This window comes from Salinirubellus salinus (genome assembly GCF_025231485.1).
GTDB classification, from domain to species: Archaea; Halobacteriota; Halobacteria; order Halobacteriales; family Haloarculaceae; genus Salinirubellus; species Salinirubellus salinus.
The window spans coordinates 3,298,510-3,324,751 of the sequence record NZ_CP104003.1 but is presented as its reverse complement, the minus strand read 5'-3'; the positions used below and the strand labels follow the sequence as shown (position 1 = coordinate 3,324,751).

Below are 26,242 nucleotides of genomic sequence, written 5' to 3'. Positions count from 1 at the left end.
CACGTTGGCGCTCGTCGGATTGCTCCTCCTCGCCGGCTGTAGCGTCGGGTACCAGGGGGTCGGGACGGACACGACCGGACCGGTGACACCCGGCACCACGCCGACAGACGATGCCGGGACCCCGTCCCCGACGCCCGACCCCGACCGCCTCGGCTGGGAGGCTGGCTACGACGCGAACGCCACGCTCGCGGTGAACGCGACGGACGGCCTGAACGAGAGCGAACGTGAGGCCGTCGTCGCCCGCGCGATGGCTCGCGTCGAACTGATACGCGGGCTGGAGTTCGAGGAGCCGGTCCCCGTCGAGGTCGTCAGCCGCGAGGCGTACCGCGAGCGCGGTGTCTTCGAGAGCGACGGGACCGACCCGGTCGCCGAGCAGGCCTACGAGGCGCTGTTCCTCGTCGGCGAGGACCGGACCACGGACGAGGTGCTCTCGGAACTCACCGGGTCGGGCGTCGTCGGCTACTACTCGCCCGGCGAGGGGATCGTCCTCGTGAGCGACTCGCCCACCCCACAGGTGAGCCGCGGGACGCTGGCCCACGAACTCGTCCACGCCCTGCAGGACCAGCAGTTGACCCTCTCGTACCGGGCGCCGACCAGCGACGCGCGACTGGCCGGGCAAGGACTCGTCGAGGGCGACGCCGTCACCGTCGAGCGCGAGTACCAGGCCCGCTGTGGCGTGGACTGGAACTGTATCGACCGGCCGAGCGGCGGCGCCCCGCCCGCCGGCGCCATCGCCCGGAACCCCGGCGTCTACCTCACGCTGATTCAACCGTACATCGAGGGGCCGCAGTTCGTCGCGACGCTCCGCGACCGCTCCGACGGCGGCTGGGACGCCGTGAACGAGGCGTTCGGGGACGTCCCGACCTCCACCGAGCAGGTCATCCACCCCGATGCGTACCCAGAGGACGACCCGACGAACCTGCGCGTCGAGGACCGCTCGACGGCCGACTGGCAGGCCGTCGGGAACGACACGCTCGGCGAGGCGCAGGTACACGTGATGTTCTGGAAGCAGCGGTTCGTCCCACGGCCGGACGACGCCATCCGGACCAACTACGACCACCGCCTCTCTGCCGGGTGGGGGAACGACCGTCTCGTCGCCTACCGGCACGCCGAGACGAACGAGTCGGCGTACGTCTGGCGGCTGGTCTGGGACTCCCCCGCGGAGGCCGCGGAGTTCCACGAGGGGTACACCCGGATGCTCCGGCTGCGCCTCGACGCCGAGCGTCGTGGCGGGCGGACCTACGTCGTGCCCGACGGCCCGTTCGCCGACGCCTTCCGGGTGACGCTCGACGGGGACACCGTGACCGTGGTGAACGCCCCCGACGTGGCGGCGCTCTCGGAGGTGGGCGGCGAGTGAGACGCGTGGCAGCCGCGGTGGTGCTGGCGCTGCTCCTCGTCACGAGCGGCTGTACCGGGCTGTTGCCGGGGTTCCGCGAGGACCCCGGCGACGACCAGCTGGGCTGGGAGGACGGCTACTGGTACGACGACCCGCTCTCGGTGACGACCGAGGACGGCCTGAACGAGACCGAGCGCGAGGCCGTCGTCGCCCGGACGATGGCCCGCGTCGAGGAGATACGCGGGCTGGAGTTCGAGCAGACGGTCCCCGTCGAGGTCATCAGCCGAGAGGAGTACCGCGAGCGCCGACAGAGCGACGGGACCGACACGCCGGGGGAGCCGTCGATGTACGACCGGTGGAACGAGCAGGTGTGGGAGGCGCTGTTCCTGAACGGCGAGGACGAGTCCATCGCCGACCGGTTCGACGCCGTCTTCTCCGAGTCGGTGGTCGGGTTCTACTCGCCGGGGCGCGACGAGATCGTCATCGTCAGCGACTCCGAGACGCCGACGATCGACCGGGCGACGCTCGCCCACGAGCTCGTCCACGCGCTGCAGGACCAGCACCTCTCGCTGGGCGGCAGCCCCGACACGCAGGACACCCAGCTCGCCGTCGACGGCATCGTCGAGGGCGACGCGAACTACGTCGAACGCGAGTACGGCGCGCGCTGTCGTGGCGAGTGGGAGTGTCTGGAGCGCCCCCCGAGCGGCGGTGGTGGCGGGACGCTCGACGGCGTGTTCCTCACCATCTTCACCCCCTACGCGGCCGGGCCGGGGCTGGTCGACGACCTCCGCGAGCGCGCCGGCGGCGACTGGTCGGCCGTGAACGACGCCTACGAGGCGTTCCCCGCCTCGACCGAGCAGGTCATCCACCCCGAGGCGTACCCGGACGAGGAGCCGGTCGAGGTGCGCGTCGAGGACCGGACCCGGAACGGCTGGGCGCGGTTCGACCTCGAACAGGACGCCGACACGGTCGGCGAGGCGTCCATCTACGCGATGCTCTGGGCCAACGGCGTCGTCCCCGACGAGAACCGCTCGCCGTACCGCTACGACTTCGAGGCGAGCGACGGGTGGGGCGGCGACACGCTGGTCCCCTACCGGAAGGCGACGGACGACGGGGAGCAGTACGGCTACGTCTGGCGCGTCGAGTGGGACACCACCGCCGACGCCCGCGAGTTCCACACGGCCTACCGGCAGGTGCTCGAGTCGAGGGACGCTCGCGAGGTGCGCGACGGCGTCTACGTGATAGACGAGGGGAGCTACGCCGACGCCTTCCGGGTCGAACTGGAGGGCCGGACGGTGACGGTGGTGAACGCCCCGACGCGGGCGGACCTGCGCGACGTGCGGACACCGGCGTAGGCCGTTCGACCCGAAGCGAGGGTGCCGGGACGGCGCGCGACAGGCTTAGGTGGCCGACCCGACACGTCCCGCGTATGCCGTCCCTCCACGCCCTCCGTGAAGTGCCGACCAGCCGCGAGTGGCGCTACCCGCTGCTCGCCGGCCTCGTCGCCGGCGCGTCCATCGCGGCCCGGTACTGGCAGTCGTCCACCCCCTCGGAGCCAGTCGACGCCACCGCCGTGTTCCTCGCCGGACTCCTCGGTGGCGCCCTGTTCCACGGCACCGGCGCGAGCACCCGAGTCGGACTGCGGACCGGACTCGTCGCCGGCGTCGCGGCGATTCCGGCCTTCTCCTCCCACGACATCTTCGCGTACATCGCCGGGTTGTCACAGCCGGCGTGGTTCGCCGTCGTGCAGGCTGTCGGCGTCGTCGTCGTCCTCGCGATCGTGGTCTGTCTCCTGGGGCTCGTGGGTGCGCTGGGGGGGAGAGTCGGTGACTGGCTGGCCGCGAAGACCGGTCCGGAGCGCCCGGCGTCGACGGCCGACTGAGCCGGGACCGCGCCGGCCAAGCGGAGCCCTCTTGTAGCGTGCCCGACGACGGTTCGGTAGACGGCACGGTCGGTGGCTACCTTTCGACGCGCGTACTCTGCACGCGTAGTCAACGCCGGCGGCCTACCCCGTCTCTCTACCACCCGAGAGCGGCGGCGCTGGCGCTCGCCAGTGCGGTCGGTGAGAGACGACGGGAAGACGTGCTTCGGACCAGACGAGCCGCGGACGGACCGCTTACGCCTTCCGGGCGAACGCCAGCTCCCCGGAGACGTTCTCGATGTAGACGTCCACGACCTCGCCCTCCTGCGCGCCGGGGACGAAGATGGTGTACTTGCCGCGCTCGGCGACGCCGTCGCCCTTGCGGCCGGTGCCGGTGATCTCGACGGTGTAGGTCGAACCCTTCTTCACCTGGTCGCGCTGGGTGGTGGTCGAGCGCTTGCGCTTGGCCACCGGACGGAACGCACCACAGGCGTCACAGCGGAGCATCGGGGTGCGGTTCTCGCGGACGAGGCGGGTGTCCGGCAGGCCACACTCCGAACAGAGGACGTACTCCTCCATGTAGTCCTCGAGGACGGCGTCGAAGTCCGACCCCGAGAAGCGGCCGTTGTAGCGGCCGACGCCCTCCTCGAGCTTCCCGGCGGTACCGAGGGCTCGCTGGATGAACGAGTGGACGTGGTCCGGTTCGCGGGAGATGGTGTCGGCGATGCTGTCGAGGTTGGTGAGTCGGGTGAACGCGCCGTCGGGCTGTGCGGTGGCGTCGGGCACGCTGAGTCGCTCGCCGCTCGTGGAGCGCTCGGGGAGCGCGTCCATCGCGCGGGTGAGACTCGCTTCGTAATCCATACCGTCCGAAAGAAGTGGAACCGTAAAGGGGTGTCGTGACGTGGATTGACACGTGAGAACGGGCCTACGCGCCGTTCGCGGGGGCTCGGTCGGTCCGGCGGTCGTCGTCCGCGTCGTCCCGGTCGCCCCGACGACGCCGGGGGAGTGCGGTTACCGCGAGTGGCCGACCCCGTTGTGTGACAGCGCCAGCCGCGGGCGAGCGCGTGTGGCGAGACCGACGGACGTGGCCGGCACGGTTTACCCGTGGGCGGACGAAGCGGGGCCATGAGCGAGTCGAGCGACGAGGCGAGCGGTGCGGACCGAGCGACCGACCGGGGACCGACGGGCGACGGCGACGAGTCGCCGACCGACGCCGAGGTGGCCTGTTTCGAAGCGGGCGTGAAGTTCGGCACCCTCTATCACCAGTTCGCGGGGACGCCGCTCTCGCCGGCGAGCGCCGACTCGCTGGCCCGCGCGATGGAGGCGGCCATCGAGAACCAGCCCCACTGCGAGTCGGTGACGGTCAGGCCCCGGGTCGACGCCATCGAGGCGGCGCTGGCCGAGCAGTCGGCCGACTACACGGAGTGGACCGGGAAGTTCGCCGAGGTGGAGATGGAGGTCGAGTACGAGGGCTGTGAGGTCTCGACCCGGATGGCGATGGCGGGTGACTACCCGCTGATGTCGGTCGAACGAGTCCGCCGGCCCGAGCGCTGAGTGGGTCGGGCGTCGCGAGAGTCGGGGATGGTGCGTGACTCGGGCACACGCCGACCGTGAGGTTAAGCCGACGGACGGTCACCGGGTCGGTATGGCGCTACACGCGGTCGACGACCTCGGAGAGGCGTTCGAGGCCACGAAGGCGTTCCTCTGGCCGTTCGACGCCAGCCGCTGGCTGAAGCTCGCGGTGGTGGTACTGTTCGTCGGTGGCGTCGGCGGGAGTTTCCCGACGTCCGGGACCAACGTCTCGACCGACGCGGGCCAGTTCCCGACCGACGGGGCGACGTTCCCCATCGACCTCGGCCCGATAACGCTCGCCGACGCCGGTGACGTGTTCGCGCTGGTCGCCGTTGCCGTCGCGGTGGGCATCCTGCTGGCGCTCCTGTTCGGCGTCGTCGGGAGCGTGATGGAGTTCGTCCTGATAACCTCGCTCCGCGAGGAGGAGGTCCACGTCCGACGGTACTTCCGCGAGCACCTCGGGGCCGGCCTGCGGCTGTTCGGCTTCCGGTTCGCGATGGGCCTGCTGGCGCTCCTGCTCATCGCCGGGCCGATACTGGCACTCCTGTTCGCCGGCGGTGGGCCGGAGACGTTCGGTCCCGGTCGGGTGGTCGGCCTCGTCCTCGTGGCGGTCCCCCTGGCCGTCGTGTTCGGGACGGTGTTCAGTCTGATAGACGGGTTCACGACGTTCTTCGTCGTCCCCGTGATGCTCGTCGAGGACCGCGGCGTCCTCTCGGCGTGGGGACGGTTCTGGGGCGTCCTGAAGGGCGACTGGAAGGAGTACCTCGTGTTCGTCGTGCTGACGGCGGTGTTGACGCTGGTGGCCGCGACGGCCGTCGGGTTCGTCGTCGGCATCGTCGGCCTACTGCTCGTCGGCCCGGTCGTCGTCGCCGGCATCGCCAGCGCTGTCACCGGATCGCCGGTGTTGCTGGCCGTCGTCGTCGGTATCGGCCTCGTCGCGGGCCTCGCGGTGCTGTTCGTCGCGGCCATCGTCCGGGTGCCCGTCGTCACCTACTTCCGGTACTACGCGATGCTGGTGCTGGGCGACACGGAGACCGAACTCGACCCCATCCCGGAGCGCCGGAGCCGCATCCGGGCGGTGGGGAGCGACGAGGGACCGGAGACGCCCGACGACGCATCCGGCGCTGAGTCGGCCTGAACGGGCCCGAACCGACGTATTTCACTTCCAGTTTCGGGCACGCTTTTATACACGGTGCGGCTGAATCGCACGCTATGAGTCAGTCCACGTTCGACGACGACGAACTGTTCGGCGAGGCGGCCAGCGAGATGCGTGCGGAGGTCGAGGAGTCGCTCGCCGAGGCCCGGGCCGCGCTCCCCGACGCCGACGACGTGTGGGACGCCGAGGCGGACAACACGCTCGGGGTCCTGAACGGGCTGCGCTCGGCGCTCGACCTCGGCGACGCCGAGGACCACCTCCGGGCTGCCAAGAAGACGTACGTGATGGGCGAGCGAGCCGACGCGTTCGAGGACGCCGACGACCTCGCCGAGGCCATCGAGGCGGTCGAGGAACTGATGGCGACCATCACCGAGGCCCACGAGAAGGTCTCGGACCTCGCGAAGACCGTCCCGGAGCTCCGGTCGGCGCTCAAGGAGGCCGCCGAGGACGCCGACGAGGAAGCGGAGGAAGAGGAGTAACCGACTCTTTCGGACCGGAACTGCTCGGCGCCACGGAGGCAGATCCGTGTCTAAAGTGCACTCCTCACCACACTGAATCCCGGTCGGCGAGACTCGTGCGCCCACTTATTGTCGAGCGAGCGTCCACAGTATTGTATGTCCAGTTCAAAATCGAGCGTGCTCGAGGGGCAGTCCGTCAGTCGGCTCGGTTGGCTCGCGGTGGCCCTCGTCGCCGTGACGGGTGTCATCCACGTCTACGCAGGGGTCGTCGAGGGGCGGATCCCGGTGGCGCTCGCGGGCGTCGGGTTCCTCGCCGCGATCGGGCTGTATCTGGCGGACTATCGCCGCCCCCTGCTCTACCTCGTCGGGGTCGTCTACACGGCCATCCAGATTCCCCTCTGGTACGTCGTCAAGGCCGGCGAGTTCACGACGATCGGGTACGTCGACAAGGCCGTCCAGGTCGTCCTCGTCGTGGTACTCGCGTATCTCTACTGGCAGACGCGGACGGCCACGACTGACTCCCCGACGGCCTCGCACGCCGGGTGACGCCGACCGTGGCTCGCGGCGAGTGACAGCGGGACGGTGCGGACGACACCGCGCGACCGGACCGAGAGAGCGAGTGTCGGGGAGGTGCGGACACGGGTGGGCGATGGGCACCCGGTTCGCAGTACCGACCCGACGGACTACCGGGGGCAGTCGGGAGTGCCGTGCGAGCTACGGAGGGGGTAGTCGGCGACAGGAGAGGCATCGACGAGCGACGACGGCTCGAAACGGCTGGTCGGTGGACAGAGACCATCTCACCAGCGGTCGTCCGCTGTCCCTGAACGTACCCGACCGGCCAGTACAGGGTTCGGCGCCGACCGAGACCCGAATCGAGACACTGCACCATTTTTCGGCCGGCCTAAAATTCGAAACGCTTTCGTATCTTTAGGTGGGCCTAAAACACGTGTCCCGAGATCAGCAAAAGCGTTCGACACGGCGTGAGTGCGTGAAATACGGCGGCGGGCTCGTCACCAGTCTGGCACTGGCGGGCTGTATCGGTGGGAGCAGGTCCGGAGGGGCCCCAGGTGAGGCGTCACCGACGCCGACTCCGTCGCCCACTGCGACCGAGACGCCCGAACCGACACAAACGGATACCCCAGGACCGCACAGCGCGACGATCGAGCCAGCCGGGGAGGTCACGTTCGAGGAGCCCCCCGAGACCGTCGTTTGCGGGTGGGGGTTCGTCGGTGACGTGCTGATGGCCCTCGGTCGGGCCGACTCGATCGTCGGGATGGCTCGACCCGGGTTCTGGTACCAGGGGTTCTACGATCTCCTCCCGGGCGTATCGATGCGGAAGACGGGCGAGATTCCAGCCACCGTCTCGAAGAGTTACACCGTCGAAGAGGAGTTGCTGTACGAACTCGATCCGGACCTGCTCGCGACCGACCCCAACCGGTTCATCGCGTGGTACCGGCTCGAACCGGCGACGGTGGAGCGGATCCGCGAGGACATCGCTCCGTTCTTCGGGAACGAGAGCCGCTCGAAGCGGTCACCGGGCTGGCCCAACTGGCCCGACGGGGAGCCGTACTCGTACTACGGGATCCCCGAGTTCCTCGCTCGGTACGGCAGGGTCTTCCGCGAGGAGGCTCGTGCCGAGGCGATGATCGACCTCTACGAGACGACGATCGAGGACATCACCTCACGGGTGCCCGCGAAGTCGGAGCGACCGACGGTAGGGCTCCTGAGCGCGTTCACGAACCCGGAGAACAGGGGTTTCTTCGGGGTGAACAAACCGATTCCCGCACTGGACGTGACCCACGAGCTCAGACAGTACGGGGCTCTGGGCGTTGTCGACGCCTTCGAAGGGCACTACCCGGACGATAGTGGGCATTACGACCTGAAGACCGACTTCGAGGGGCTGCTCGATATCGACCCCGACGTCCTCGTGTTCAGTGAGGCGGTCAACGCGCTCGGCGGGCAGAACGTCTACGGGAACGCCGACGCCTACCAGCAGACGCTCGACGTGCTCCAGACCGACGAGGTCGGCAAACGACTCACGGCGGTTCAGAACGACCGGCTCTACCCCGGTGGGACGGGCTCTCAGGGACCCATAATCAACCTCTTCCAGACCGAGATGCTCGCCAAGCAGCTCTACCCCGACGAGTTCGGGCCCTGGCGAGGGCTGGGCGAGACGCCGGAGTCCGAACAGCTGTTCGACCGTCAGCGCGTCGCAGACATCGTCACCGGCGATATCTAACCCGGACGACGGTCTCTCACCTCCGGGACCTCGCGAGACGCCGACGGGTGCGTGACCGACTCACCCCCGCTATCCAGCGGGCGCGTCCGAACACCGTCCCCATCGAGACGCTCGACGAGTATCGGTGACTCACGCCCCGCCGTCGGTCCGTGCCGCCTCGGGCGACGGGACGGCCCCGTTCGCGTGCAGGAGCCCCGTCGGGTCGTACTCGTCGCGTAACGCCGCCAGTCGCTCGTAGGCGTCGCCGAACGTGCACGCCATCGTCTCGTCGTGGTCCTCGAAGAACCCCGGGAAGTTGAGGTAGACCGACCCGTCGGAGAACTCGCGCAGGTCGGCCATGCAGTCGCGGGCCCACTGCACGTTCGCCTCGTCGGCGTCCGGGGCCTCCCAGTTGGCCTCGATACCGAGCAAGAACGGGGCCTCGCGGGCCGGGAACGCGCTCCCCTCCGGCTCCACGTCGGCGATGGCACCCCCGAGTTCCCAGACGTCGACCGTCGAGAGCGGCGAGGGAGCCACCCGCGCCCAGTGTTCGACCCGGTCGATGGCCGCGTCGGGCAGTCCGTCCAGGTACAGCGAGGTCCAGTAGTAGCGCATCCCGTCCGGGTAGTCCGCGTCGAGGAGTCGCTGGAACTCGACGTAGGGCATCGACCCGCTCAGGTCGGCGAGCGGGTCCGCCAGTTCGCGGAGGGGCGCGAGTGCCTCGCGCCCCGCGTCGACGTCACCGGCGTGGGCGCCCATCACGGTGATCTTCTCCCGGTCCAGCGTCTCGCCCGAGAACAGTTCCTCGTCGGGGAGCGTCCCCGCGAACGTGAGCGTACTCACCTCGTCGGGCGAGTGGGCGACGAACTCGCGGTAGCCACGCAGGACCGCCCGGAGGTCGTCGGCCGGGTAGAACACGAGGAGCGTCGCCACCTCCGGACCGACCGGGTGGCAATCGAACTCGAAGGCGGTGACGACGCCGAAGTTCCCACCGCCGCCGCGGAGTCCCCAGAAGAGGTCGGGATTCGATTCGCGGCTGGCGACGCGGTACTCGCCGTCGGGCGTGACGAGTTCGACCGTGCGGAGGTTGTCGCAGGAGAGGCCGTACGCACACCGGAGGTGGCCGATGCCGCCACCGAGGGTGAGGCCGGCGACGCCAGTCTTCGAGACGACGCCGCCGGGCGTGGCGAGGCCGAACGCCTGCGTCTCGTGGTCCACGTCGGCCCACGTCGTGCCCGACTGGACCCACGCCGTCCGGGCCGCGGGGTCGACCCGGACCGCGTCCATCGCCGAGCAGTCTATCACGAGGCCGTCGTCGCAGACGGCGCTCCCGGAGACGTTGTGGCCGCCGCCGCGGGTCGAGACCGGGAGGTCGGTCTCACGGGCGAACGCGAGTGCGGCCTGCACGTCCGCGACGCCGGTGGGGCGGACGACGAGCGCGGGGTGGCGGTCCACCGTCCCGTTCCAGACGGCGCGTACCTCGTCGTAGCCGGGTGAGTCGGGCGTCAGCACCTCGCCGTGGAGACGCTCGGCGAACTGGTCGATGCCGTCGGTGTCGAGTGTCGCTCGTGCCATGACCGACCCGAGGGGGCCGAGAGCGTTGGCCTCACCGACGGCCGGGCGTCTCACGCCGTGAACCACCGCTCGGGGCGTGAGACGGGTTCGACGCCACGGCATAGAGTTACGTGGTACGCTACCGAACCGCACTGTGTCATGATCGACCCGGAGCACGGGGAGGACGGGCCAGCACCAGGGTCGCCGGTGCTGGAGGCACTCCTCGAGAACGAGCGGACGCGGCGGACGCTGGGCCGGCGACTGGCCGCGTCGGGTGACCGCGTCGACACGGACCTCTTGGGCGACATCGTCCGGCACGGGCCGGTGCTGGAGGCGCTGCTGGAGGAACCGCTCGACCGGCCGGCCATCGAGGAGCGGCTGGACGTCTCGCGGGCGACGAGCCACCGCTTCACCCGGTGGCTCGCAGACCACGACCTCGCGGCGAAACGCGACGGCCGGTACCACCTGACCGGGCGAGGCGAGGTGGTCGCCGAGGAGGTGCTCCGGTTCGAGGCGAACGTGCGGACCGCCGACCGACTGGCACCGCTGCTGGCGGCCGTCTGCGAGGACCACCGGGAGTTCGTCGTCGAACCGTTCGTCGACGCCACCGTCACGGTCGCGGACACGGCCGACCCCTACCGCCCGGTCGAGCGCTTCTGCGCGCTGGTGGCGGGGAGCGAGACGTTCCGCGGGTTCAACACGACCCACATGGCCCCGCCCGTCCTCGGTGGGACCGAGACGGCGGTGTTCGCGGACACCGACACGGAGGTCGTCTACCACCCCGACGTGGTCGACCGCCTGTTCGAGTCGTCTCCCGAGCGTGCCCGCGATGCCGTCGAGCGGGGCCACCTGCGCCTGCGGACCCGCGAGGCGCTCCCCTACGGCCTCGCCATCTTCGACGACCGGGTCGGTATCGGTGGCTACGACGACCGCACGGGCGCGATGGAGGTGTTCGTCGACACGGACTCGCCCATCGCCCGCGAGTGGGCCGAGCGGGTCTACCGGTCCGTGCGGGCCGACTCCGAGCCGCTGGAACTCGACGCCGAGGAGTGAGTGGCTACCGCTCGCGCTCGGCCACCGCCTCCAGCAGTTCCACGCAGGACTCGGCGGCCGCCTCCAGCAACCGCTCGCCCTCCGACACGCTGGCGGGCGTGGGGTCCTGCAGGTTGCCGCTCCCGCTGAACTCGTCGAAGTCGTACGCGAGGTTCGCGCCCGCGACGAACTCGCCGAACGAGTCACCCGCACCCTCGGCGGCCTCCGGGTAGCGGTCCTGCTGGATCAACTGCGGTGCGATGGCGAGCATCACGCTCGTCTCAACGGGGCCGCCGTGCCCGAGCGGTAACTCCGAGTCGACCACGTCGAACCACGTGAACGGCACCGCGTAGCAGTCCCCGTCCCGGCTCACTCGCATGCAGATCTCGGCGAGCGCGTCGGTGTTCCCCCCGTGGCCGTTGACGACCACCACGCGGTCGAAGCCGGAGTGCGCGAGCGACCGGAGGACGTCGCCCACGTAGTCGCGGAAGGAGTCCTCGGTGACCCAGAGCGTCCCGTCGAACGCCCGGTGTTCCTCGGCGATGCCGACGGGGACGGACGGCGCGACGACCACCTCGTCGTCGTAGGACTGGGCGGCCTGCGCGGCGATGGCCTCCGCGGTCATGAAGTCCACCCCGAGCGGGGCGTGCGGCCCGTGCTGTTCGGTGCTGCCGACCGGGAGGATGGCGAGGTCGGTGTCGGCGTCACGGGCGTCGGTCCACGAGTTCGCTGCGAGGTGCATGTCAGGGGGTGTGTCTCCCTGTGGCTTGTAATGTAGTGACCGAACGGTGCCGTGGTGGAGGACTCGGAGCAGAGTCGGTGGCGACGAGCGGCGTGCGAGTCACGGTACAACGGGGACCGCACCGCAGGTGTGCCGGGTCGCCGCGCGGGGCGGCGACCACGGCGGGCCGTCCCTCCCCCGGTTCGGGCACTCGCGGCGAGGCCGCGAGGCCCCCACCGGCCGGCCACCCCGGCCCGGTCGGCGTGTCGCTCAGGTCGCCTGTACGATCGCATCGCGGACGAACACCGGCAGTCGTGCCGTGTAGGTGTGGTCGTCGTACCGTGTGGTAGACACGACGGTCCGCGGGGCGGCCGCCCGGAGCGCCTCGAACGGCACCTCGGGCGCTCGGACCACGTCGCCCGAGCGGTCGAGGAGGACGTACCGCGAGACGAGCACGCGGTCGTCGCCGTCCACCATCTTCGACAAGTCGGACGCCTCCAACTGTTTTCGTGGAGTCGAGCCTCGTCGCCAGCGCGTCCATCGTCGCCAGTTCCGCGTGGCCGTGACAGTCCGCCTCCGGGCCGGTCTCGCAGGTCGTCTCCAGTCGCTCGCCGGTCGCCCGCACCGGGTCGCGGTCGCCGTACCACTCGCCGGGAACGTGGTCGGCGGGTGCCTCGGTGGCGGTGCCGCCGAGCGTACCACAGCCCGCGAACGCGGCCGAGAGTCCAGTTATCGAGCTGAGGACGGCACGGCGGGAGGACATACAATCGGGGTCCCGTCCCGCTGGTAAGTGTCTCGTCACGCTCGCCGCACCGAGAGCCCCCAGCATCCGAGCGAGCGAGCGAAGCGAGCGCGAGGGGACCCGACGAGTAAGAAGAGGGTTCTAGTCGTCGTCGGTCGCTTCCACTCTGGCCTGTCGCTTGCTCGCGCGCTCGACGAACTCCTCGGGCAGTTCGTCGATCTCGCCGGCCTGCACGCCCCAGAGGTGCGCGTACAGTCCGTCCTCACCGATGAGCTCCTCGTGGCTCCCGCGCTCGACGATGCGGCCGCCCTCCAGCACGACGATCTGGTCGGCGTCCTTGATGGTCGAGAGCCGGTGCGCGATGGCGAACGTGGTGCGGTCCTCGGTCAACTCGTCCAGCGAGCGCTGGATGAGCATCTCCGTCTCCGTGTCCACGTCGCTCGTCGCCTCGTCGAGGACGAGAATCTCGGGGTCCTTCAGGATGGCCCGGGCGATGCTGATGCGCTGGCGCTGGCCGCCCGAGAGTTTCACGCCGCGCTCGCCCACCTCCGTGTCGTAGCCGTCCGGGAGGTTCTGGATGAACTCGTGGGCCTCGGCGGCCTTCGCGGCCTCGACGACCTCCTCGCGGGTGGAGCCGAACGTCCCGTAGGTGAGGTTCTCCTCGACCGTCCCGTAGAACAGGAACGTGTCCTGGCTCACGTAGCCGACGTGCTCGCGGAGGCTCGGGATGGTCACGTCTCGGAGGTCCTGGCCGTCGATACTGATGCCCCCCTCGTCCACGTCGTACATCCGGAGGAGGAGCTTGAGGACGGTGGACTTGCCGGCCCCGGTCGGGCCGACGAGCGCGAGCGTCTCGCCGCCGTCGACCTCGAAGGAGATGTCCTCGACGATGGTCTCGCTGTCGTCGTAGCCGAAGGTGACGTCGTCGTAGACCACGTCGCCGTCGTCGACAGCGAGGTCGTCGGCGTCCGGGTCCTCCGCGATACGCGAGGGTTCGTCCATCAGGCCGAAGATGCGGGCGGAGGAGGCGTACGCCCGCTGGTACATGTTGATTATCTGGCCGAACTGCGCCATCGGCCAGATGAACCGCTGGGTGAACAGGATGAACCCGACGAACTGGCCGGGCGTGAGCTCGCCGCTGAAGAAGAACGGGGCGGTCCCGGTGGTCTGGTAGGTGATGACCCAGACCCCACCGAGGACGAACGTGACGACGAAGCCGACGCCCGCGAGCACCCGCAGGGCGGGGAAGAACTTGATGCGGGTGCCGATGGCGTCCCAGTTCGCGTCGAAGTAGTCCTGCGAGACGTCGTCCACCCGGTCGGACTCGTAGTCCTCGGTGTTGGAGGTCTTGATGACCTGGATGCCGCCGAGGTTGTTCTCCAGCCGGGAGTTGACCGCCCCCACGGAGGAGCGCACGTCGGCGTACTTCGGCTGGATGGTCTGGATGAACTTGTGGGTCACGTAGCCGATGACGGGGACGACACCGAGCGTGATCACCGCCAGTTGCCAGTTCCAGTAGAGGAGGATGGCGGCGATACCGATCACCATCACGCCCAGTCGGAACGCCGAGTTCATCCCGTCGTTGAGGAACCGCTCCAGACGGTTCACGTCGTTCGAGAGGATGGACATCATCTCGCCGGTCTGCTTGTCGGCGAAGAACTCCATGTTCAGCCGCTGCATCTTGTCGTATGTGTCGGTACGCACCCGGTGCTGGATGTGCTGGGCGAAGGAGTTCCACCCCCAGTTGCGGGTCCAGTGGAAGGCGGCCCCGCCGAAGAACGCCACGCCGATGAGCGCCGCCGAGAGGTAGAGCTGGCCGGTGGTCGTCGTCGGGAGCCACGCGTCGGGGACGAGCCAGATGCTGAACGCCCGCTCGTCGTAGAAGATGGTGTCGACGGCGAGCGCGAGGAGGACGGGCGGCATCAGGTCGAGGACACGTGCGACGATACTGGAGAGCAGGCCGACCACGAACGCGAGTTTGTTCTCGCCCCCGTACTCGGTGAAGAGCCGTCGCATCGGGTTCTCGGCCCGTTCGCGTTGTTCCTCGAACGGGTCGTCTTCGTCAGCTGTCGCTATTCCCATCGCCCAAACGTTCGGTGGTCGTCCGCAAAAGGGTTCCCTAAACTCGATATAAGTTATCACAGTGACACGACCAGCCCGGGCGTCCGCGCGCCCGGTTCAGGTGTCGTCGAGTCCGGCTATCTCGACGCGGTCACCCTCCTCGACGCCGTTGCGTGTCGTCCAGTTCAGGTTCACCTCGAGCACGTACTGCCCCCGGCCGGGGTAGCGGTAGTCGTTGCCGTCCTCGCCCTCGGGCGGTTCGGGCGCGTGGTGGATGGTCCGGATGGTCCCGTCGCTCCCGACGTAGACGATGTCGAGCCCGAAGTCCATCTCGCGCATCACGTAGGTGTGGTTCCCCTCGCTGCCGTAGGTGAACAGCATCCCACCGTCCTCGGGGAGGAACTCGGTGTCCGAGAGACCGGTGTAGCGCTTCTCGGGGGTGTCCGCGACGGCCGCACGCACCTCGCCGAGGACGGTCCCGTTCGCGTCGTAGACGGTCACGGTCACGTGCTCGTAGCGCGAGGGCGTCGGACTCGCGGTGGGGGAGGCCGCACCTGCGTCGGTGCCGGTGTCGCCCGTGGGCGTCCCCCCGCCCGCGGCGGCGGGCGACGGCGACGGCGACGGCGACACGTCGGGCTGGTAGCCCGGCCCGGCGGTGTACGGGACGAACGCGCCGCTCACCCAGAGGAGGCCGAGGGTGCCGACGACGACGACCGCGACGAACGCGATTCCCGTCCGGTTCACGGTTCGAATCGGGACCGGGCGGGCCTAAGGGTTCCGGGCGACGGCGGTCGCTCCCGTCACTCCTCGCCCGTCCGTGGGTCCAGTGACTCTCGCAGGAGGTCCTGTGCCACGGTGACGACGATGGCGACGACGACGAACGCGAGCGACGCGCCCACGACCACCGGCACGTCGCGCGTGTCCAGCGCGTCGAGCAGGAGCGTCCCCAGCCCCGGCACCCCGAGCACCGCCTCGACGACGAACGTCCCGACGAACAGGACCCCGAGCAGTTCCGCCGCGAACAGCGAGAGCAGGGGGAGCGCCGCGACCCGGAGCAGGTGGCGGGCCACCCGGAGCCGGCCGGCTCCCGTCGCCCGCACCGTCCGGACGAACGTCATGCTGGCTCGGCTGGCCGTCTCGCCGCGGACGTAGCGCAACTGGGCGGCCAGCAGGGTCGTCGTCAGCACGGCCGCCGCGAGCACGAGCGTCCGAAGCGGTACCGCCGTGGTCGGCGCGGTCGGCGAGGCCCGCAGGTCGAGACCCAGCGCCGTCCCGACGGCCAGCGCCAGCGCCGCGAGGTAGAAGTTCGGGACCCCGAGCGCCCCGTAACTCGCCACGGCGACCAGTCGGTCCAGCACCGGCGAGTCACGGACCGTCGTGTAGACACCGACCGCGCTCCCCACGACGGTGGAGACGACGACGGCCGGGAGGACGTACGCCAGCGAGACCAGCCCCGACGCTCCCACCATCGTCGCGACCGGCCGTCCCGAGTCCAGCGACACGCCGAGGCGGAGCGTGCTCAGGTCGACGAGGAACCCGACGTACCGCTGGACGACGGGCGTGTTCAGGTCACGGGCCGCGCGGTAGGCGCTCATCGCCTCCTCGGCCGACCCGCCCTCCACGGCGGCCGCGAACCCGACCAGCGCGGCGTTCGGGTCCGGCGTGAACGCGACGAGCGCGAACGTCAGCGAGAGGACGAGGTAGATGGTCGCCACGCCCCAGCCGACACGCCGGAGCGCGTAGCCACGACTCACCACCGCCGCCCACCGGCCCGCGGTGACCGTCTCGAATCCCGCGTCCGAACCCCGGTCCGGGTCGTGCGTCTGATCCCGTGCACCGTCGGGCGAGGTGGTCGGCTCGCGTGGACAAATCGTTTTGCCGAAGTCCAGATTTTAGCCTCCCTCGGCCTTATCTCCGTGCCGTCCGCAACCACCCAGCGTGTCTGCCGACGGGTCCGGGGACGTGGACGCCACCCTGACGAGCGGCAGTTTCCACGACGTCGACTGGGAGTCGCTCGACGCCGGCCCGGCACGCCCGGGCGTCGGCACGCTCGCCTTCGTCGGCGTGACAGTTCTGCTCACGCTGGCGTTCGCGTGGACCTGGGCGGGGTTCCCGTTCGACGACGCGGTAGGGGGACTGGAGACGCTCGACGGTCTCTTGCGCCCGTTCTCGCGAATCGACTGGGCGATGACGTTCGCCGGGATCGTGGCGTGCTATCTCGGCGTGACGCTCGTCGACGGACGCCGGCTGGGTGAGTACGCGACGCGGCTCCGGTGCCGGCCGGTCGGGCTCCTCTCTGTCGTCGGCGTCGGGACGTTCCTGCTGGTCGGCGCGGTGGCCCCGCTCGTCGTCGGTGACCCGGTCGTCCGCCCCGCGGCCAGCTACCAGCCACCGGTCGGGTTCGGCGTCGACGCCGCCAGGGTCTACTCCTGCGTGGGGCCGGTCGTCGAGGGGCGCTGTCTGGGGAGCCTCCAGCACCCGCTCGGGACCACGTTCGAGGGCCACGACGTGCTGAACTACGTCCTCGTCGGCACGCGCGTCGCGTTCGAACTCGCGGTGGTGACCACCGCCATCATCGTCCCTGTCGCCGTCACGGTCGGGACGACCGCGGCCTACCTCGGCGGCCTCGCCGACGAACTGCTGATGGGCCTCACGGACGCCGTCGGGACCATCCCCCCGTTCGTCGCGTACGTCGTCGTCCGGTTCGTCCTCGGTGAGGGCGGTGACATGCTCCTGCTCGTCGCGATGTTCGGACTGCTCGGGTGGGCGGGTGTGGCCCGCGCGGTCCGGTCGGCGGTCCTCCAGCGCCGCGAGTCGCTCTACGTCGCCGCCAGCGAGGCGGCGGGCGGGTCCCGCCGCTGGATCGCCCGCCGACACGTCCTCCCGAACGTCGGGGCCACCATCGTCGCGACGACGGCCAACCGCGTCGCCACGCTCGTCCTCACGGAGGCCGCACTCTCCTATCTCGGGCTGGGCGCGCCGCAGGTCACCTCGTGGGGGACGCTCGTCGCCGACGGCATCTCCGGGCAGACACTGGCGCGACTCCTCGGCATCTGGTGGGTCTCGGCCGTCCCGGCGCTGGCGCTGGCGCTCACCGTCGTCTGCATCAGTCTCTTCGGCGACACCGTCGAGGAACTGGTCGACCCACGTCGTGGAACGTAAGGGGTATCCCGGTCGGCCCGTTCGTTCCGGACGCGGGGCCGTGGTCTAGTTGGTTATGACGCGTCCCTTACAAGGACGAGGTCCCCGGTTCGACTCCGGGCGGCCCCATACCACGTTTTCACCTCCCGAGGCGCTCGCTCACGGATGCTGGACCGACACCACCGAGCCTCGCTCCGAGTATACGCCGAGCGACGACGGCCGAGCGCAGCGAAGCCACTGGAGCGAGGAGCGTTTTCCCCCACGTTTTTGCCCGAGCGCGGCAGCAGAGCTGCCGCGCGAGGTGCAAAGAGTGGTGGGTGAAAGGTGGTCGTTAGTCGTCGGCGGCCGCCGGACTGTCGGCTCCGTCCGCCTCGACCGGCGACTCCGTCGTGATCTCGTAGAGGTTCTGCCTCGCGTCGGCGAAGTAGACGTCCTCGACGACCACGTCGATGTTCTCGAGTCGCTCGAGCGCGTAGCGAACCGTCCGAGCCGACAGCATCGACTCCTGTACGATCCCCTTCTGGGTCATGGGTCCGTTGTATTCGAGCACTTTGAAAACCAGTTTCGCGCTCGGCGGAAGGTCCGAGATGTCCTCCGCGGTGGATTCAGCCATCGGTACCTCATAAGACGGGTGCCGACTGTATAAAGATTCACCCCGAGCGGGGCCGAGGGCGGACGATGCGGCCGTTTAGGAGTGTCCACACGGCACACGGTCGCACCTCGCTCAGAACGACCGCACCATCACGAGTGCGTCCTCGCCGTCGTCGTAGTAGCGCGGGACGGTGTGGTGGTGCCTGAAGCCGAACTGGCGGTAGAGGTGGATGGCCGCCTCGTTGCTCGCGCGCACCTCCAGTTTCACGCGCGAGGCGTCGGCCGCCCGGAGCACCTCGAGTGCGCGCTCGAGGAGCGTCGCACCGAGCCCCTCCCCACGTCGGTCCGGGTGGACCGCGATGTCCTTCACGTGCCCGAGCGGGCGGCCGTGGTTCGGGACGGTGTCGGCGACGACGTAGCCCACCACGCCGGTGTCGTCCGCGGCGACGAGGAACCCCTCCTGCCCGAGGAACCCCTCGAACGCGCCGTAGGGCCAGGGCTGGGGGAACGCGGCCTGCTCGATGCGGAACACCTCGAGCAGGTCGGCGCGACTGGCCGGGCGCACCTGTGGCGAGGCCCGTGGTGGGGTGACTGTCACGCCCGCCCCTTGCCACTGGGTGGACATATGTGTACCGCCCACAGGTCCGCTCGACGGGCTTAATCGGCCGTTAAAGACCTGATTTCAGCGTTTCAACCACCGATTAAACGTGGGGTGAGCGGGCCACAAGGTTCATATTGTCGGGTCCGCTACGTTCAGTCGCACCCAATTCGGGTGCATCCCCACCCCCCACCCCGCTTTTGGGAGACACCGACCGCAGAGCGGCCGCGCTCGCGCTCGATTTCGGACCGTTCATCCACACGTACTGCCCCGCGCCGGAGATGTTGCCACCGAGCCGAGGCACGCGGCCACGCGGCGCTGGGGCTGTCGGCCGCAAGAGAAGTGAGAAGTGTGTGGTTCGGACGAGCGCACTCACCGCCAGCGGAACGAGCCCCGACGGGTGTCGTGGTCCGAGGGACCGCTCACCCGCCGCGAGCGTCAGCGAGCGGCGCTTTCGTGGCTTCAGTCGTCGGCGGGGGCCGCGCCGCTACCGCCCTCTGCCTTCTTCTTCGTGTGGGGGAGCTTGCCACCGTCGGCGAGGATCTCGCGCTCGCGCTCGGAGGCGTCGAGGTGGGCCGTGAACTCCCAGTCGTCGTTCACACGGACCGTGAACTCCTCCTGACCGGAGCGGACGGCCTCGGCGACGTCGTCGACGATCTCGATGTCGTCGCCCTGCTCGAACTGCTCGTAGGTCTCCTCGTCGATGGTGAGCGGGATGAGCCCGAAGTTGAACAGGTTCGCCTTGTGGATGCGGGCGAACGACTGGGCGAAGACGCCCTGGATGCCGAGGAACATCGGACACAGGGCGGCGTGCTCACGCGAGGAGCCCTGGCCGTAGTTCTCGCCGGCGACGAGGAAGCCACCGTCGGAGTCGAGCGAGCGCTGCGCGAACGTGTCGTCGACGCGCGAGAGCGTGAACTCCGAGAGCTTCGGGATGTTCGACCGGTACATCAGGATGTCCTGCGTCGCCGGGATGATGTGGTCGGTCGTGATGTTGTCCTCCATCTTGAGGAGGGCCGGTCCCTCCAGCGTGGCCTCGAGTTCGTCCTTCAGCGGGACGTCGCCGATGTTCGGACCCTTGACGAGGTCGTCGTCGACGGCCTCGTCCGGCGCGATGAGGTCGGTCTTGGCGCCGTCGTACTTGTCCGGGAGTTCGACGCCCGGCGCCTCCATGTCGCCGAGTTCGTCGGCGAGGTCACGCGGGTCGACAATCTCGCCCGCGATGGCGGCCGCGGTGGCGACCTCCGGCGAGCAGAGGTAGACGTTGTCGTCCTCGATGCCGGAGCGGCCCTCGAAGTTGCGGTTGAAAGTGCGCAGCGAGACCGAGTCGGAGGCGGGAACGTGGCCGATACCGATACAGGCACCACACGTCGCCTCGGAGAAGTTCACGCCGGCAGCCATCAGCTCCGCGGTCCAGCCCTGACGGGCGAGGATCTCGGAGGCCTGCTTCGAACCGGGCGCGATGATCATCTCCGTCTTCTTGTCGACCTCGCGGCCCTCGAGCATCTTCGCGGAGGGCAGGATGTCCTCGTACCCACCGTTGGTACAGGAGCCGATCATGACCTGCTCGACGGACGTGCCGGCGACCTCGCGGACGGGCACGACGTTGTCGGGCATCGACGGCTTCGCGATGAGCGGCTCGAGATCCGAGAGGTCGATGGTGAGCTGGTCGTCGTACTCGGCGTCCTCGTCCGGGGTGAGCTCCTGGTAGACGTCCTCGCGGCCCTGCCGGGCGAGGTAGTCCTCGGTCTTCTCGTCGGTCGGGAAGATGGAGGTGGTCGCACCCAGCTCCGTGCCGAGGTTGGTGATGGTCGTCCGTTCCGGGACGGTCAGGTTCTCGACACCGGGGCCGGTGTACTCGAAGATCTTGCCGACGCCACCCTTCACGGAGAGGCGACGGAGCATCTCGAGCGCGACGTCCTTCGCGGAGGCCCACTCGGGGAGTTCGCCCTCGAGGTGGACGTTGACGACCTCGGGCATCTCGATGTAGTACGCACCGCCACCCATCGCGACGGCGACGTCGAGGCCGCCGGCACCGATGGCGAGCTGGCCGAGCCCACCGGGCGTCGGCGTGTGGCTGTCCGAACCGAGGAGCGTCTTGCCGGGCGCGGCGAAGTTCTCCTTGTGGACGTTGTGACAGATGCCGTTGCCGGGGCGCGAGAAGTGGGCACCGAACGTCCCCGCGGCCGAGCGGAGGAAGCGGTGGTCGTCCGTGTTCTTGAAGTCGAACTGGTAGGTCTGGTGGTCGCAGTACTGCGCCGCGATCTCCGTCTGGACCTCGTCGAGTTCGAGCGCCTCGAACTGGAGCCAGACGAGCGTGCCGGTGGTGTCCTGCGTGAGCACCTGGTCGATCTCGATACCGATCTCCTCCCCCGTCTCGAGTTCCCCGTCGACGAGGTGGTCAGAGAGGATTTTCTCCGTAAGCGTCTGTCCCATATCGTCCGAACGTGGTTGGTCCTGCGATATAAATCCGGCGTGTCAGGGCTCCCCGAGGCCGCACAGAACCGCTAGCCGTGGCAAGTATTGCTCCGCGCCGGCGCCCTCGCGTCACCCCTCCTGGCGTTCGACCGTCAGTTCCCCCGCCTCGACGCTCGCGCGCATCACGCTCGTCCCCGGCGCCGGGTCCGCGCCCGTGCACGACCCGGGGTTGAGCAGGCGGTAGCCGTCGACGGTCTCGTCCATCGGCTGGTGGGTGTGGCCCGAGACGCCGACGGTCGGGCCGTCGGCCGCGTGGTCGGCGACGATGCCGGCCACGCGTTCGCGGTAGTTCTCTATCGGTCCCGTACCGTGCGTGACGACGAATCGGACGCCCTCGACGTCGAGCGTCGCCACGTCCGGCAACCCGATGTCCGCGGGGTCGATGTTCCCCCGGACCGCGGTGAGGTCGTTCGCGGCCTCGCGGACCGTCGCGAGCGCCTCGGGGCTGTCGAAGTCGCCCGCGTGGACGGTGTACGGCGCGGCCTCGATGCGTTCGAGCACCCACTCCGGGATGGCCGGTTCGCGCGAGGGGACGTGCGAGTCGCTGACGAGGAGTACCTCGACCATACCGGCGGGAAGACGGGCGCCACCGTCAATGTACCCCCGGCCGTACGAGGACCGTCATGGCCGAACGAACGCCGGTCGTCACCGTCTTCCTGCGGCACCGCGGCGAGGTCCTCCTGTTCCGCCGGAGCGACGCCGTCGGCACCTACGTCGACCAGTGGGGGACCGTCGCGGGGCACGTCGCCACCGACGAGGGCGTGACACAGCCCCCGGAGACGGCCGCCCGTGCGGAGATACGCGAGGAGACCGGCCTCGACGAGGGCGTCGTGTCGCTCGCCCGCATGGGCGACCCGTTCGACGTGGACGACGGCGAGCGCCGCTGGCGCGTCCACCCGTTCCTGTTCGACTGCGAGACGCGCGCGGTCGAGCCGAACGAGGAGACCAGCGAGTACGAGTGGTGTGCCCCGACCGAACTCCTGCGGCGCGACACCGTCCCCCGGCTGTGGACCTCCTACGACCGGGTCCGACCGACCGTCGAGACGGTCGCCGCCGACACCGACCACGGCTCCGCCTACCTCTCCTACCGGGCGCTGGAGTGCCTGCGAGACGAGGCCGCTCTCCGGGTCGACGGGCAGGTCGAGCGTCCCGTCCGTTCGGTCGCGCGAGCGCTCCGCGGCGCCCGGCCCGCGATGGCCGTCGTCGAGAACCGGGTGAACCGGGCGATGGCCCGCGCGGGGGACGCCGACGACCCCGCGGCGGTCGAACGAGCCGCGAGCGAGGGGCTGGCCGAGGCGTTCGACGCGGACGAACGGGCCGCCGCGTGGCCGGACTCGCCGGACGCGCCCGACACGGTACTCACGCTCTCGCGGTCGGGCACGGTCTGCGGCGCCATCGAGTCGGCCGACCCGTCCCAGGTGTTCGTCGCGGAGTCGCGCCCCGCCCGCGAGGGAGTGGGTGTCGCCGAGTCACTCGCTCCCGAGCGCGAGGTGACGCTCCACACCGACGCCGCCGTCGGCCACGTCCTCGCCACCGAGATGGTGGACGCAGTGGTCGTGGGTGCCGACGCCGTCCTCGCCGACGGCTCGGTGGTGAACAAGACCGGCACCCGCCTCGTGGCGCTCGCGGCCGCACGTGAGGGGGTGCCCGTCTACGTCGTCTGTGCGGCCGACAAGGTGACCGCACGCGAGGAACCGCACCTCGAATCCGGGTCGCCCGGGGCGGTGTACGACGGGGACGCGCCACTCGACGTGCTGAACCCGACGTTCGACGTGACGCCGGCCGACCTCGTGACCGGCGTGCTCACCGACCACGGCGCGCTCGACACCGCGAGTGTGGCCGAGGTCGCCGCCGAGCACGCGTCGCTGGCCGCCTGGGACGAGCGGTAGCCCCGTCGGGTCGTCCCCGTCACCTGACCGTCCGGTACACGGCGCCGACGGCGACCGAGAGCAGGTAGCTCGCCCCGAGGCACGGGACCCAGAACATCCAGCGCGCGAGCGGCGTCGCCAGCCCGGTGTCGAGTGCCCCGGCGACCAGCGGGACCACCAGCAGGGCGACGGTGGCGGGCACCGCGAGTACACCCGCGCGCTGGGGGTCGCGGACCGCCTGCCCCCGCCGCTCGCTCGACTCGGGCGGGCCGTCGACTCCCCCTCGACGTACGAATCCACCCCGGAGGTGCCCGCGTCTGACTCGGGGGCCGAGCGGGAGGCGACCGGAGAGCCGAGTCTTTAGTCCCGCGGTCCCTGCACCGGGTATGGACCCGGACGAGAACCGCAGGGGGTGGGCCGAACGTTCACAGGACTACTCGCCCGCCTACTACGCCGACATCGGGCCGAACGAGGTGAGCGAGACGCTCGCAGCCGTGTTCGACCACTACGTCGACGAGGACGCCGCCGTCCTCGAGGTGGGGTGTAGCTCCGGCCGGCACCTCGCCCACCTCCTCGACGCGGGCTACGAGAACCTCACCGGCCTCGACATCAACGAGTCGTCGTTCGACGTGATGGCCGAGTACTACCCCCGGCTGGCCGAGACGGGGACCTTCCACCACGGCGCCATCGAGGACCTCCTTCCCGAGTTCGAGGACGACGCCTTCGACGTGGTCTACTCGGTCGAGACGCTCCAGCACGTCCACCCCGACGAGACCTGGGTGTTCGAGGCGCTGACGCGGGTCACGAGCGACCTGCTCGTGACGGCGGAGAACGAGGGCAACAGCCCACGGCGCGGCCGGGGCGAGGAACGGGTCAGCGTCGTCGACGACGGCGCCGGCGAGTTCCCCCTGTTCCACCGGAACTGGAAGGAGGTGTTCTCGGGGCTGGGGCTGGCACAGCTGCTGGTCGAACCGACCGACCGGGACACGATCCGTGTGTTCAGGGTAGTCTGAGTCGCTGGACGCGTCGGCGTCCGGTGTCACTCTGCCGGCCGTGACCGTCCAGTACCGAGAGGATACTCACCGAGTATGGACAGGAATACAATAGGTGGCGATCCTGTCCGCCGCTAGTGGTGTGTGAGTTACATGTCCGACAGACTGCCCCAGTTCCCCGGCGCGACCAGACGAGCGGTCCTCGGAAGCATCGGCGCGACGGTCGGCGGGCTAGCGCTCGCGGGGAGTTCGTCCGCCAGTGGCGGTGAGCCCTCGGTCGTGCTACGACAGGGCGACACCTGTGTCCCCGTGCCGGCGTTCAGCGGCGACCAGTCGGTCGAGGCGTTCTACGACTATCGCCTGCCCGGACAGTACGTGAGCGAGACGAACGGCGCGTTCCCCCAGGGCGATGGGACCCCGTACTCGTCCGAGGGGACCGCCGCCCTCCAGCGCGACGGGACGAGTCTCCTGCTGCTCTACGACGGGCCGGAGGGACTGAGTCTGGTCGTCGTCCACGGCAGTCTCGAGGCCGGCCCGACCGGCGGGGGTTCGGTCACGCTCGAACTCGAGGGACTCCCGGCCGACGGGTCATGGGCCGTCAGGGACGACTACTACGTCGACCCGGAGACCGGTGCGATCGCCGAGAGCAACTACGACGTCTGGCGGGTCGACGACCCGGTCCACGTCGTCGACTGGACGTGGGCCGACGGACGGACGGACGGGGGCGCCTTCCGTGGCCTCGGTGACGAGTTCTCGGTCACCATCACGCCGGGCTTCGACGAGGACGCGGCGCTGTTCGGGCAGCACTACGAGGGGACCGTCGAGTCGTGGGAACTCCTCAGTCCAGACGGTGACGGGGTGAAACGGGTGTCGCTGGACCAGACGACCGCCGTCACCCTCGAGACGGGCACCTGCGACGGCGGGGACGGACACGAGGTGGACGACGACGAGCGGTCGGTCGCCCCGGTCGAGACCGTCGAGTTCAAACGGTGTAGCGAGGCGTGGGTCGTCTTCGAGAGGTCGTTCGACGGGTCCGTCGGGGTGACCGTGAAGACGACGGCCGGCCAGTACGAGGTCGAGATCTCGGGGGGCCACCTCCAGCGGGTCCCCGGCCAGTTCGGCGACAGCCCCCTGTTCAAGTGGCGGGTCACCGGCGACGAGAAGGTCCTCGCCGTCGAGACCCCGGACGGCTGGTTCGAGAACGACCACCGGTGCACGCAGGACGAGGACGACAGAGACGACAACGACGACAGAGACGACGAAGATGACGAGGATGACGACGACGACAGAGACGACAACGACGACAGAGACGACGAAGATGACGAGGATGACGACGACGACAGAGACGACAACGACGACAGAGACGACGAAGATGACGAGGATGACGACGACGACAGAGACGACGAAGATGACGAGGATGACGACGACGACAGAGACGACGAAGATGACGAGGATGACGACGACGACAGAGACGACGAAGATGACGAGGATGACGACGACGACAGAGACGACAACGACGACAGAGACGACGAAGATGACGAGGATGACGACGACGACAGAGACGACAACGACGACAGAGACGACGAAGATGACGAGGATGACGACGACGACAGAGACGACAACGACGACAGAGACGACAACGACAGAGGACGTGGGCGAGGTCCGGAGGGCGACGGCGAGGGAGGCCCTGGTCGGGGACCACCGAGCTGACACGGGCGCGTGAGTGGTCGTCGTGAGCCGTTCCGGAGTGTTTCACTGTCGCCGGTCGCCGCGATGGCCGCCGTGGCCCATGTCGCGAGCGCCACGGACGGACGAGTTTTTGTGTCCCTGCCTCCGAACGCCAGTCGGCGGCGATGATGACGG

The 26,242-nt window shown here is 69.5% G+C and carries 25 protein-coding genes and 1 tRNA gene; 14 read left to right on the top strand and 12 right to left on the bottom strand.

The window, feature by feature from the left end:
- The first annotated feature begins 4 nt into the window (after positions 1-4).
- From N0B31_RS17550 to N0B31_RS17540, 3 genes are all read left to right on the top strand, one after another.
- Entirely contained in the window at positions 5-1,357 is a 1,353-nt protein-coding gene (locus N0B31_RS17550) for an Hvo_1808 family surface protein (RefSeq protein ID WP_260592913.1), read from the top strand.
- Positions 1,354-2,691: an Hvo_1808 family surface protein gene (locus N0B31_RS17545; protein ID WP_368389198.1), complete on the top strand. Its 1,338-nt coding sequence runs from the start codon at positions 1,354-1,356 to the stop codon at positions 2,689-2,691. Before N0B31_RS17550 ends, N0B31_RS17545 begins: the two co-directional genes overlap by 4 nt.
- Positions 2,692-2,765: 74 nt before the next feature.
- Positions 2,766-3,218 (top strand): DUF5518 domain-containing protein, encoded by a 453-nt coding sequence (locus N0B31_RS17540; protein WP_260592912.1) that lies wholly within the window; start codon positions 2,766-2,768, stop codon positions 3,216-3,218.
- A gap of 234 nt (positions 3,219-3,452) precedes the next feature.
- Here N0B31_RS17540 and N0B31_RS17535 read toward each other — a convergent pair whose 3' ends face one another.
- Entirely contained in the window at positions 3,453-4,058 is a 606-nt protein-coding gene (locus tag N0B31_RS17535) for a translation initiation factor IF-2 subunit beta (protein ID WP_260592911.1), read from the bottom strand.
- 264 nt (positions 4,059-4,322) lie between these two features.
- Between N0B31_RS17535 and N0B31_RS17530 the strand changes: the two genes are divergently transcribed.
- From N0B31_RS17530 to N0B31_RS17510, 5 genes are all read left to right on the top strand, one after another.
- On the top strand, positions 4,323-4,751 hold the full coding sequence (locus N0B31_RS17530; RefSeq protein ID WP_260592910.1) for a dihydroneopterin aldolase family protein: 429 nt from the start codon (positions 4,323-4,325) through the stop codon (positions 4,749-4,751).
- Between the two features lie 91 nt (positions 4,752-4,842).
- Positions 4,843-5,907 (top strand): DUF7544 domain-containing protein, encoded by a 1,065-nt coding sequence (locus N0B31_RS17525; protein ID WP_260592909.1) that lies wholly within the window; start codon positions 4,843-4,845, stop codon positions 5,905-5,907.
- Positions 5,908-5,981: 74 nt separating this feature from the next.
- Positions 5,982-6,404: a DUF5790 family protein gene (locus tag N0B31_RS17520; RefSeq protein ID WP_260592908.1), complete on the top strand. Its 423-nt coding sequence runs from the start codon at positions 5,982-5,984 to the stop codon at positions 6,402-6,404.
- A 135-nt stretch (positions 6,405-6,539) separates the two neighbouring features.
- On the top strand, positions 6,540-6,929 hold the full coding sequence (locus tag N0B31_RS17515) for a DUF7475 family protein (RefSeq protein WP_260592907.1): 390 nt from the start codon (positions 6,540-6,542) through the stop codon (positions 6,927-6,929).
- Positions 6,930-7,542: 613 nt separating this feature from the next.
- Entirely contained in the window at positions 7,543-8,622 is a 1,080-nt protein-coding gene (locus N0B31_RS17510; protein ID WP_380628482.1) for an ABC transporter substrate-binding protein, read from the top strand.
- Between the two features lie 129 nt (positions 8,623-8,751).
- Here the strand turns inward: N0B31_RS17510 and N0B31_RS17505 are convergent, their stop codons facing one another.
- On the bottom strand, positions 8,752-10,176 hold the full coding sequence (locus tag N0B31_RS17505; RefSeq protein WP_260592905.1) for an FAD-binding oxidoreductase: 1,425 nt from the start codon (positions 10,174-10,176) through the stop codon (positions 8,752-8,754).
- 138 nt (positions 10,177-10,314) lie between these two features.
- Here N0B31_RS17505 and N0B31_RS17500 point away from each other — a divergent pair, with 138 nt between their 5' ends.
- Positions 10,315-11,208 carry a helix-turn-helix transcriptional regulator gene (locus N0B31_RS17500; RefSeq protein ID WP_260592904.1) on the top strand — a complete coding sequence of 298 codons (894 nt, stop codon included), beginning with the start codon at positions 10,315-10,317 and terminating at the stop codon, positions 11,206-11,208.
- Between the two features lie 4 nt (positions 11,209-11,212).
- On the opposite strand, the gene N0B31_RS17495 is transcribed toward N0B31_RS17500, so the two are convergent.
- The 5 genes from N0B31_RS17495 to N0B31_RS17475 form a co-directional block, all read right to left on the bottom strand.
- A complete protein-coding gene (locus tag N0B31_RS17495; RefSeq protein ID WP_260592903.1) occupies positions 11,213-11,929 on the bottom strand; it encodes a creatininase family protein in 717 nt (238 codons plus the stop codon).
- A gap of 249 nt (positions 11,930-12,178) precedes the next feature.
- On the bottom strand, positions 12,179-12,382 hold the full coding sequence (locus tag N0B31_RS17490) for a hypothetical protein (protein ID WP_260592902.1): 204 nt from the start codon (positions 12,380-12,382) through the stop codon (positions 12,179-12,181).
- Between the two features lie 409 nt (positions 12,383-12,791).
- Complete coding sequence (locus N0B31_RS17485; protein WP_260592901.1) at positions 12,792-14,732, bottom strand: ABC transporter ATP-binding protein; 1,941 nt, start codon at positions 14,730-14,732, stop codon at positions 12,792-12,794.
- A 96-nt stretch (positions 14,733-14,828) separates the two neighbouring features.
- Positions 14,829-15,455, bottom strand: coding sequence for a DUF192 domain-containing protein (locus N0B31_RS17480; RefSeq protein ID WP_260592900.1), 627 nt, complete (start codon positions 15,453-15,455; stop codon positions 14,829-14,831).
- A 56-nt stretch (positions 15,456-15,511) separates the two neighbouring features.
- A complete protein-coding gene (locus N0B31_RS17475) occupies positions 15,512-16,465 on the bottom strand; it encodes an ABC transporter permease (RefSeq protein WP_260592899.1) in 954 nt (317 codons plus the stop codon).
- 184 nt (positions 16,466-16,649) lie between these two features.
- On the opposite strand from N0B31_RS17475, the gene N0B31_RS17470 reads away from it, so the two are divergent.
- Positions 16,650-17,873 (top strand): ABC transporter permease, encoded by a 1,224-nt coding sequence (locus N0B31_RS17470; protein WP_260592898.1) that lies wholly within the window; start codon positions 16,650-16,652, stop codon positions 17,871-17,873.
- A 34-nt stretch (positions 17,874-17,907) separates the two neighbouring features.
- Positions 17,908-17,981 (top strand) — tRNA-Val (locus tag N0B31_RS17465).
- Between the two features lie 202 nt (positions 17,982-18,183).
- Here the strand turns inward: N0B31_RS17465 and N0B31_RS17460 are convergent.
- The 4 genes from N0B31_RS17460 to N0B31_RS17445 all read right to left on the bottom strand — a co-directional run bounded on the left by N0B31_RS17460 (position 18,184) and on the right by N0B31_RS17445 (position 22,086).
- On the bottom strand, positions 18,184-18,465 hold the full coding sequence (locus N0B31_RS17460; protein ID WP_260592897.1) for a MarR family transcriptional regulator: 282 nt from the start codon (positions 18,463-18,465) through the stop codon (positions 18,184-18,186).
- A gap of 111 nt (positions 18,466-18,576) precedes the next feature.
- On the bottom strand, positions 18,577-19,068 hold the full coding sequence (rimI, locus tag N0B31_RS17455; protein ID WP_380628134.1) for a ribosomal protein S18-alanine N-acetyltransferase: 492 nt from the start codon (positions 19,066-19,068) through the stop codon (positions 18,577-18,579).
- A 435-nt stretch (positions 19,069-19,503) separates the two neighbouring features.
- Positions 19,504-21,477 (bottom strand): aconitate hydratase, encoded by a 1,974-nt coding sequence (locus N0B31_RS17450; protein ID WP_260592895.1) that lies wholly within the window; start codon positions 21,475-21,477, stop codon positions 19,504-19,506.
- 111 nt (positions 21,478-21,588) lie between these two features.
- Positions 21,589-22,086 carry a metallophosphoesterase family protein gene (locus tag N0B31_RS17445; protein ID WP_260592894.1) on the bottom strand — a complete coding sequence of 166 codons (498 nt, stop codon included), beginning with the start codon at positions 22,084-22,086 and terminating at the stop codon, positions 21,589-21,591.
- 56 nt (positions 22,087-22,142) lie between these two features.
- Between N0B31_RS17445 and N0B31_RS17440 the strand changes: the two genes are divergently transcribed.
- Positions 22,143-23,408 (top strand): eIF2B alpha/beta/delta subunit family protein, encoded by a 1,266-nt coding sequence (locus N0B31_RS17440; protein WP_260592893.1) that lies wholly within the window; start codon positions 22,143-22,145, stop codon positions 23,406-23,408.
- 19 nt (positions 23,409-23,427) lie between these two features.
- Here the strand turns inward: N0B31_RS17440 and N0B31_RS17435 are convergent, their stop codons facing one another.
- Positions 23,428-23,589: a hypothetical protein gene (locus tag N0B31_RS17435; protein WP_260592892.1), complete on the bottom strand. Its 162-nt coding sequence runs from the start codon at positions 23,587-23,589 to the stop codon at positions 23,428-23,430.
- Positions 23,590-23,773: 184 nt separating this feature from the next.
- On the opposite strand from N0B31_RS17435, the gene N0B31_RS17430 reads away from it, so the two are divergent.
- Both N0B31_RS17430 and N0B31_RS17425 read left to right on the top strand, forming a co-directional pair.
- Positions 23,774-24,400 carry a class I SAM-dependent methyltransferase gene (locus N0B31_RS17430; RefSeq protein ID WP_260592891.1) on the top strand — a complete coding sequence of 209 codons (627 nt, stop codon included), beginning with the start codon at positions 23,774-23,776 and terminating at the stop codon, positions 24,398-24,400.
- A 132-nt stretch (positions 24,401-24,532) separates the two neighbouring features.
- On the top strand, positions 24,533-26,089 hold the full coding sequence (locus N0B31_RS17425) for a hypothetical protein (RefSeq protein ID WP_260592890.1): 1,557 nt from the start codon (positions 24,533-24,535) through the stop codon (positions 26,087-26,089).
- The last annotated feature ends 153 nt before the right edge of the window (positions 26,090-26,242 follow it).

Bases quoted from the DNA above. Each gene is read 5' to 3' on its own strand.
- N0B31_RS17485 (WP_260592901.1), bottom strand. From the start codon at position 14,732: ATGGGAATAGCGACAGCTGACGAAGACGACCCGTTCGAGGAACAACGC.
- N0B31_RS17535 (WP_260592911.1), bottom strand. From the start codon at position 4,058: ATGGATTACGAAGCGAGTCTCACCCGCGCGATGGACGCGCTCCCCGAG.
- N0B31_RS17495 (WP_260592903.1), bottom strand. From the start codon at position 11,929: ATGCACCTCGCAGCGAACTCGTGGACCGACGCCCGTGACGCCGACACC.
- N0B31_RS17445 (WP_260592894.1), bottom strand. From the start codon at position 22,086: ATGGTCGAGGTACTCCTCGTCAGCGACTCGCACGTCCCCTCGCGCGAA.
- N0B31_RS17530 (WP_260592910.1), top strand. From the start codon at position 4,323: ATGAGCGAGTCGAGCGACGAGGCGAGCGGTGCGGACCGAGCGACCGAC.
- rimI (WP_380628134.1), bottom strand. From the start codon at position 19,068: ATGTCCACCCAGTGGCAAGGGGCGGGCGTGACAGTCACCCCACCACGG.
- N0B31_RS17515 (WP_260592907.1), top strand. From the start codon at position 6,540: ATGTCCAGTTCAAAATCGAGCGTGCTCGAGGGGCAGTCCGTCAGTCGG.
- N0B31_RS17505 (WP_260592905.1), bottom strand. From the start codon at position 10,176: ATGGCACGAGCGACACTCGACACCGACGGCATCGACCAGTTCGCCGAG.
- N0B31_RS17525 (WP_260592909.1), top strand. From the start codon at position 4,843: ATGGCGCTACACGCGGTCGACGACCTCGGAGAGGCGTTCGAGGCCACG.
- N0B31_RS17500 (WP_260592904.1), top strand. From the start codon at position 10,315: ATGATCGACCCGGAGCACGGGGAGGACGGGCCAGCACCAGGGTCGCCG.
- N0B31_RS17430 (WP_260592891.1), top strand. From the start codon at position 23,774: ATGGACCCGGACGAGAACCGCAGGGGGTGGGCCGAACGTTCACAGGAC.
- N0B31_RS17460 (WP_260592897.1), bottom strand. From the start codon at position 18,465: ATGGCTGAATCCACCGCGGAGGACATCTCGGACCTTCCGCCGAGCGCG.
- N0B31_RS17440 (WP_260592893.1), top strand. From the start codon at position 22,143: ATGGCCGAACGAACGCCGGTCGTCACCGTCTTCCTGCGGCACCGCGGC.
- N0B31_RS17425 (WP_260592890.1), top strand. From the start codon at position 24,533: ATGTCCGACAGACTGCCCCAGTTCCCCGGCGCGACCAGACGAGCGGTC.
- N0B31_RS17520 (WP_260592908.1), top strand. From the start codon at position 5,982: ATGAGTCAGTCCACGTTCGACGACGACGAACTGTTCGGCGAGGCGGCC.
- N0B31_RS17540 (WP_260592912.1), top strand. From the start codon at position 2,766: ATGCCGTCCCTCCACGCCCTCCGTGAAGTGCCGACCAGCCGCGAGTGG.
- N0B31_RS17450 (WP_260592895.1), bottom strand. From the start codon at position 21,477: ATGGGACAGACGCTTACGGAGAAAATCCTCTCTGACCACCTCGTCGAC.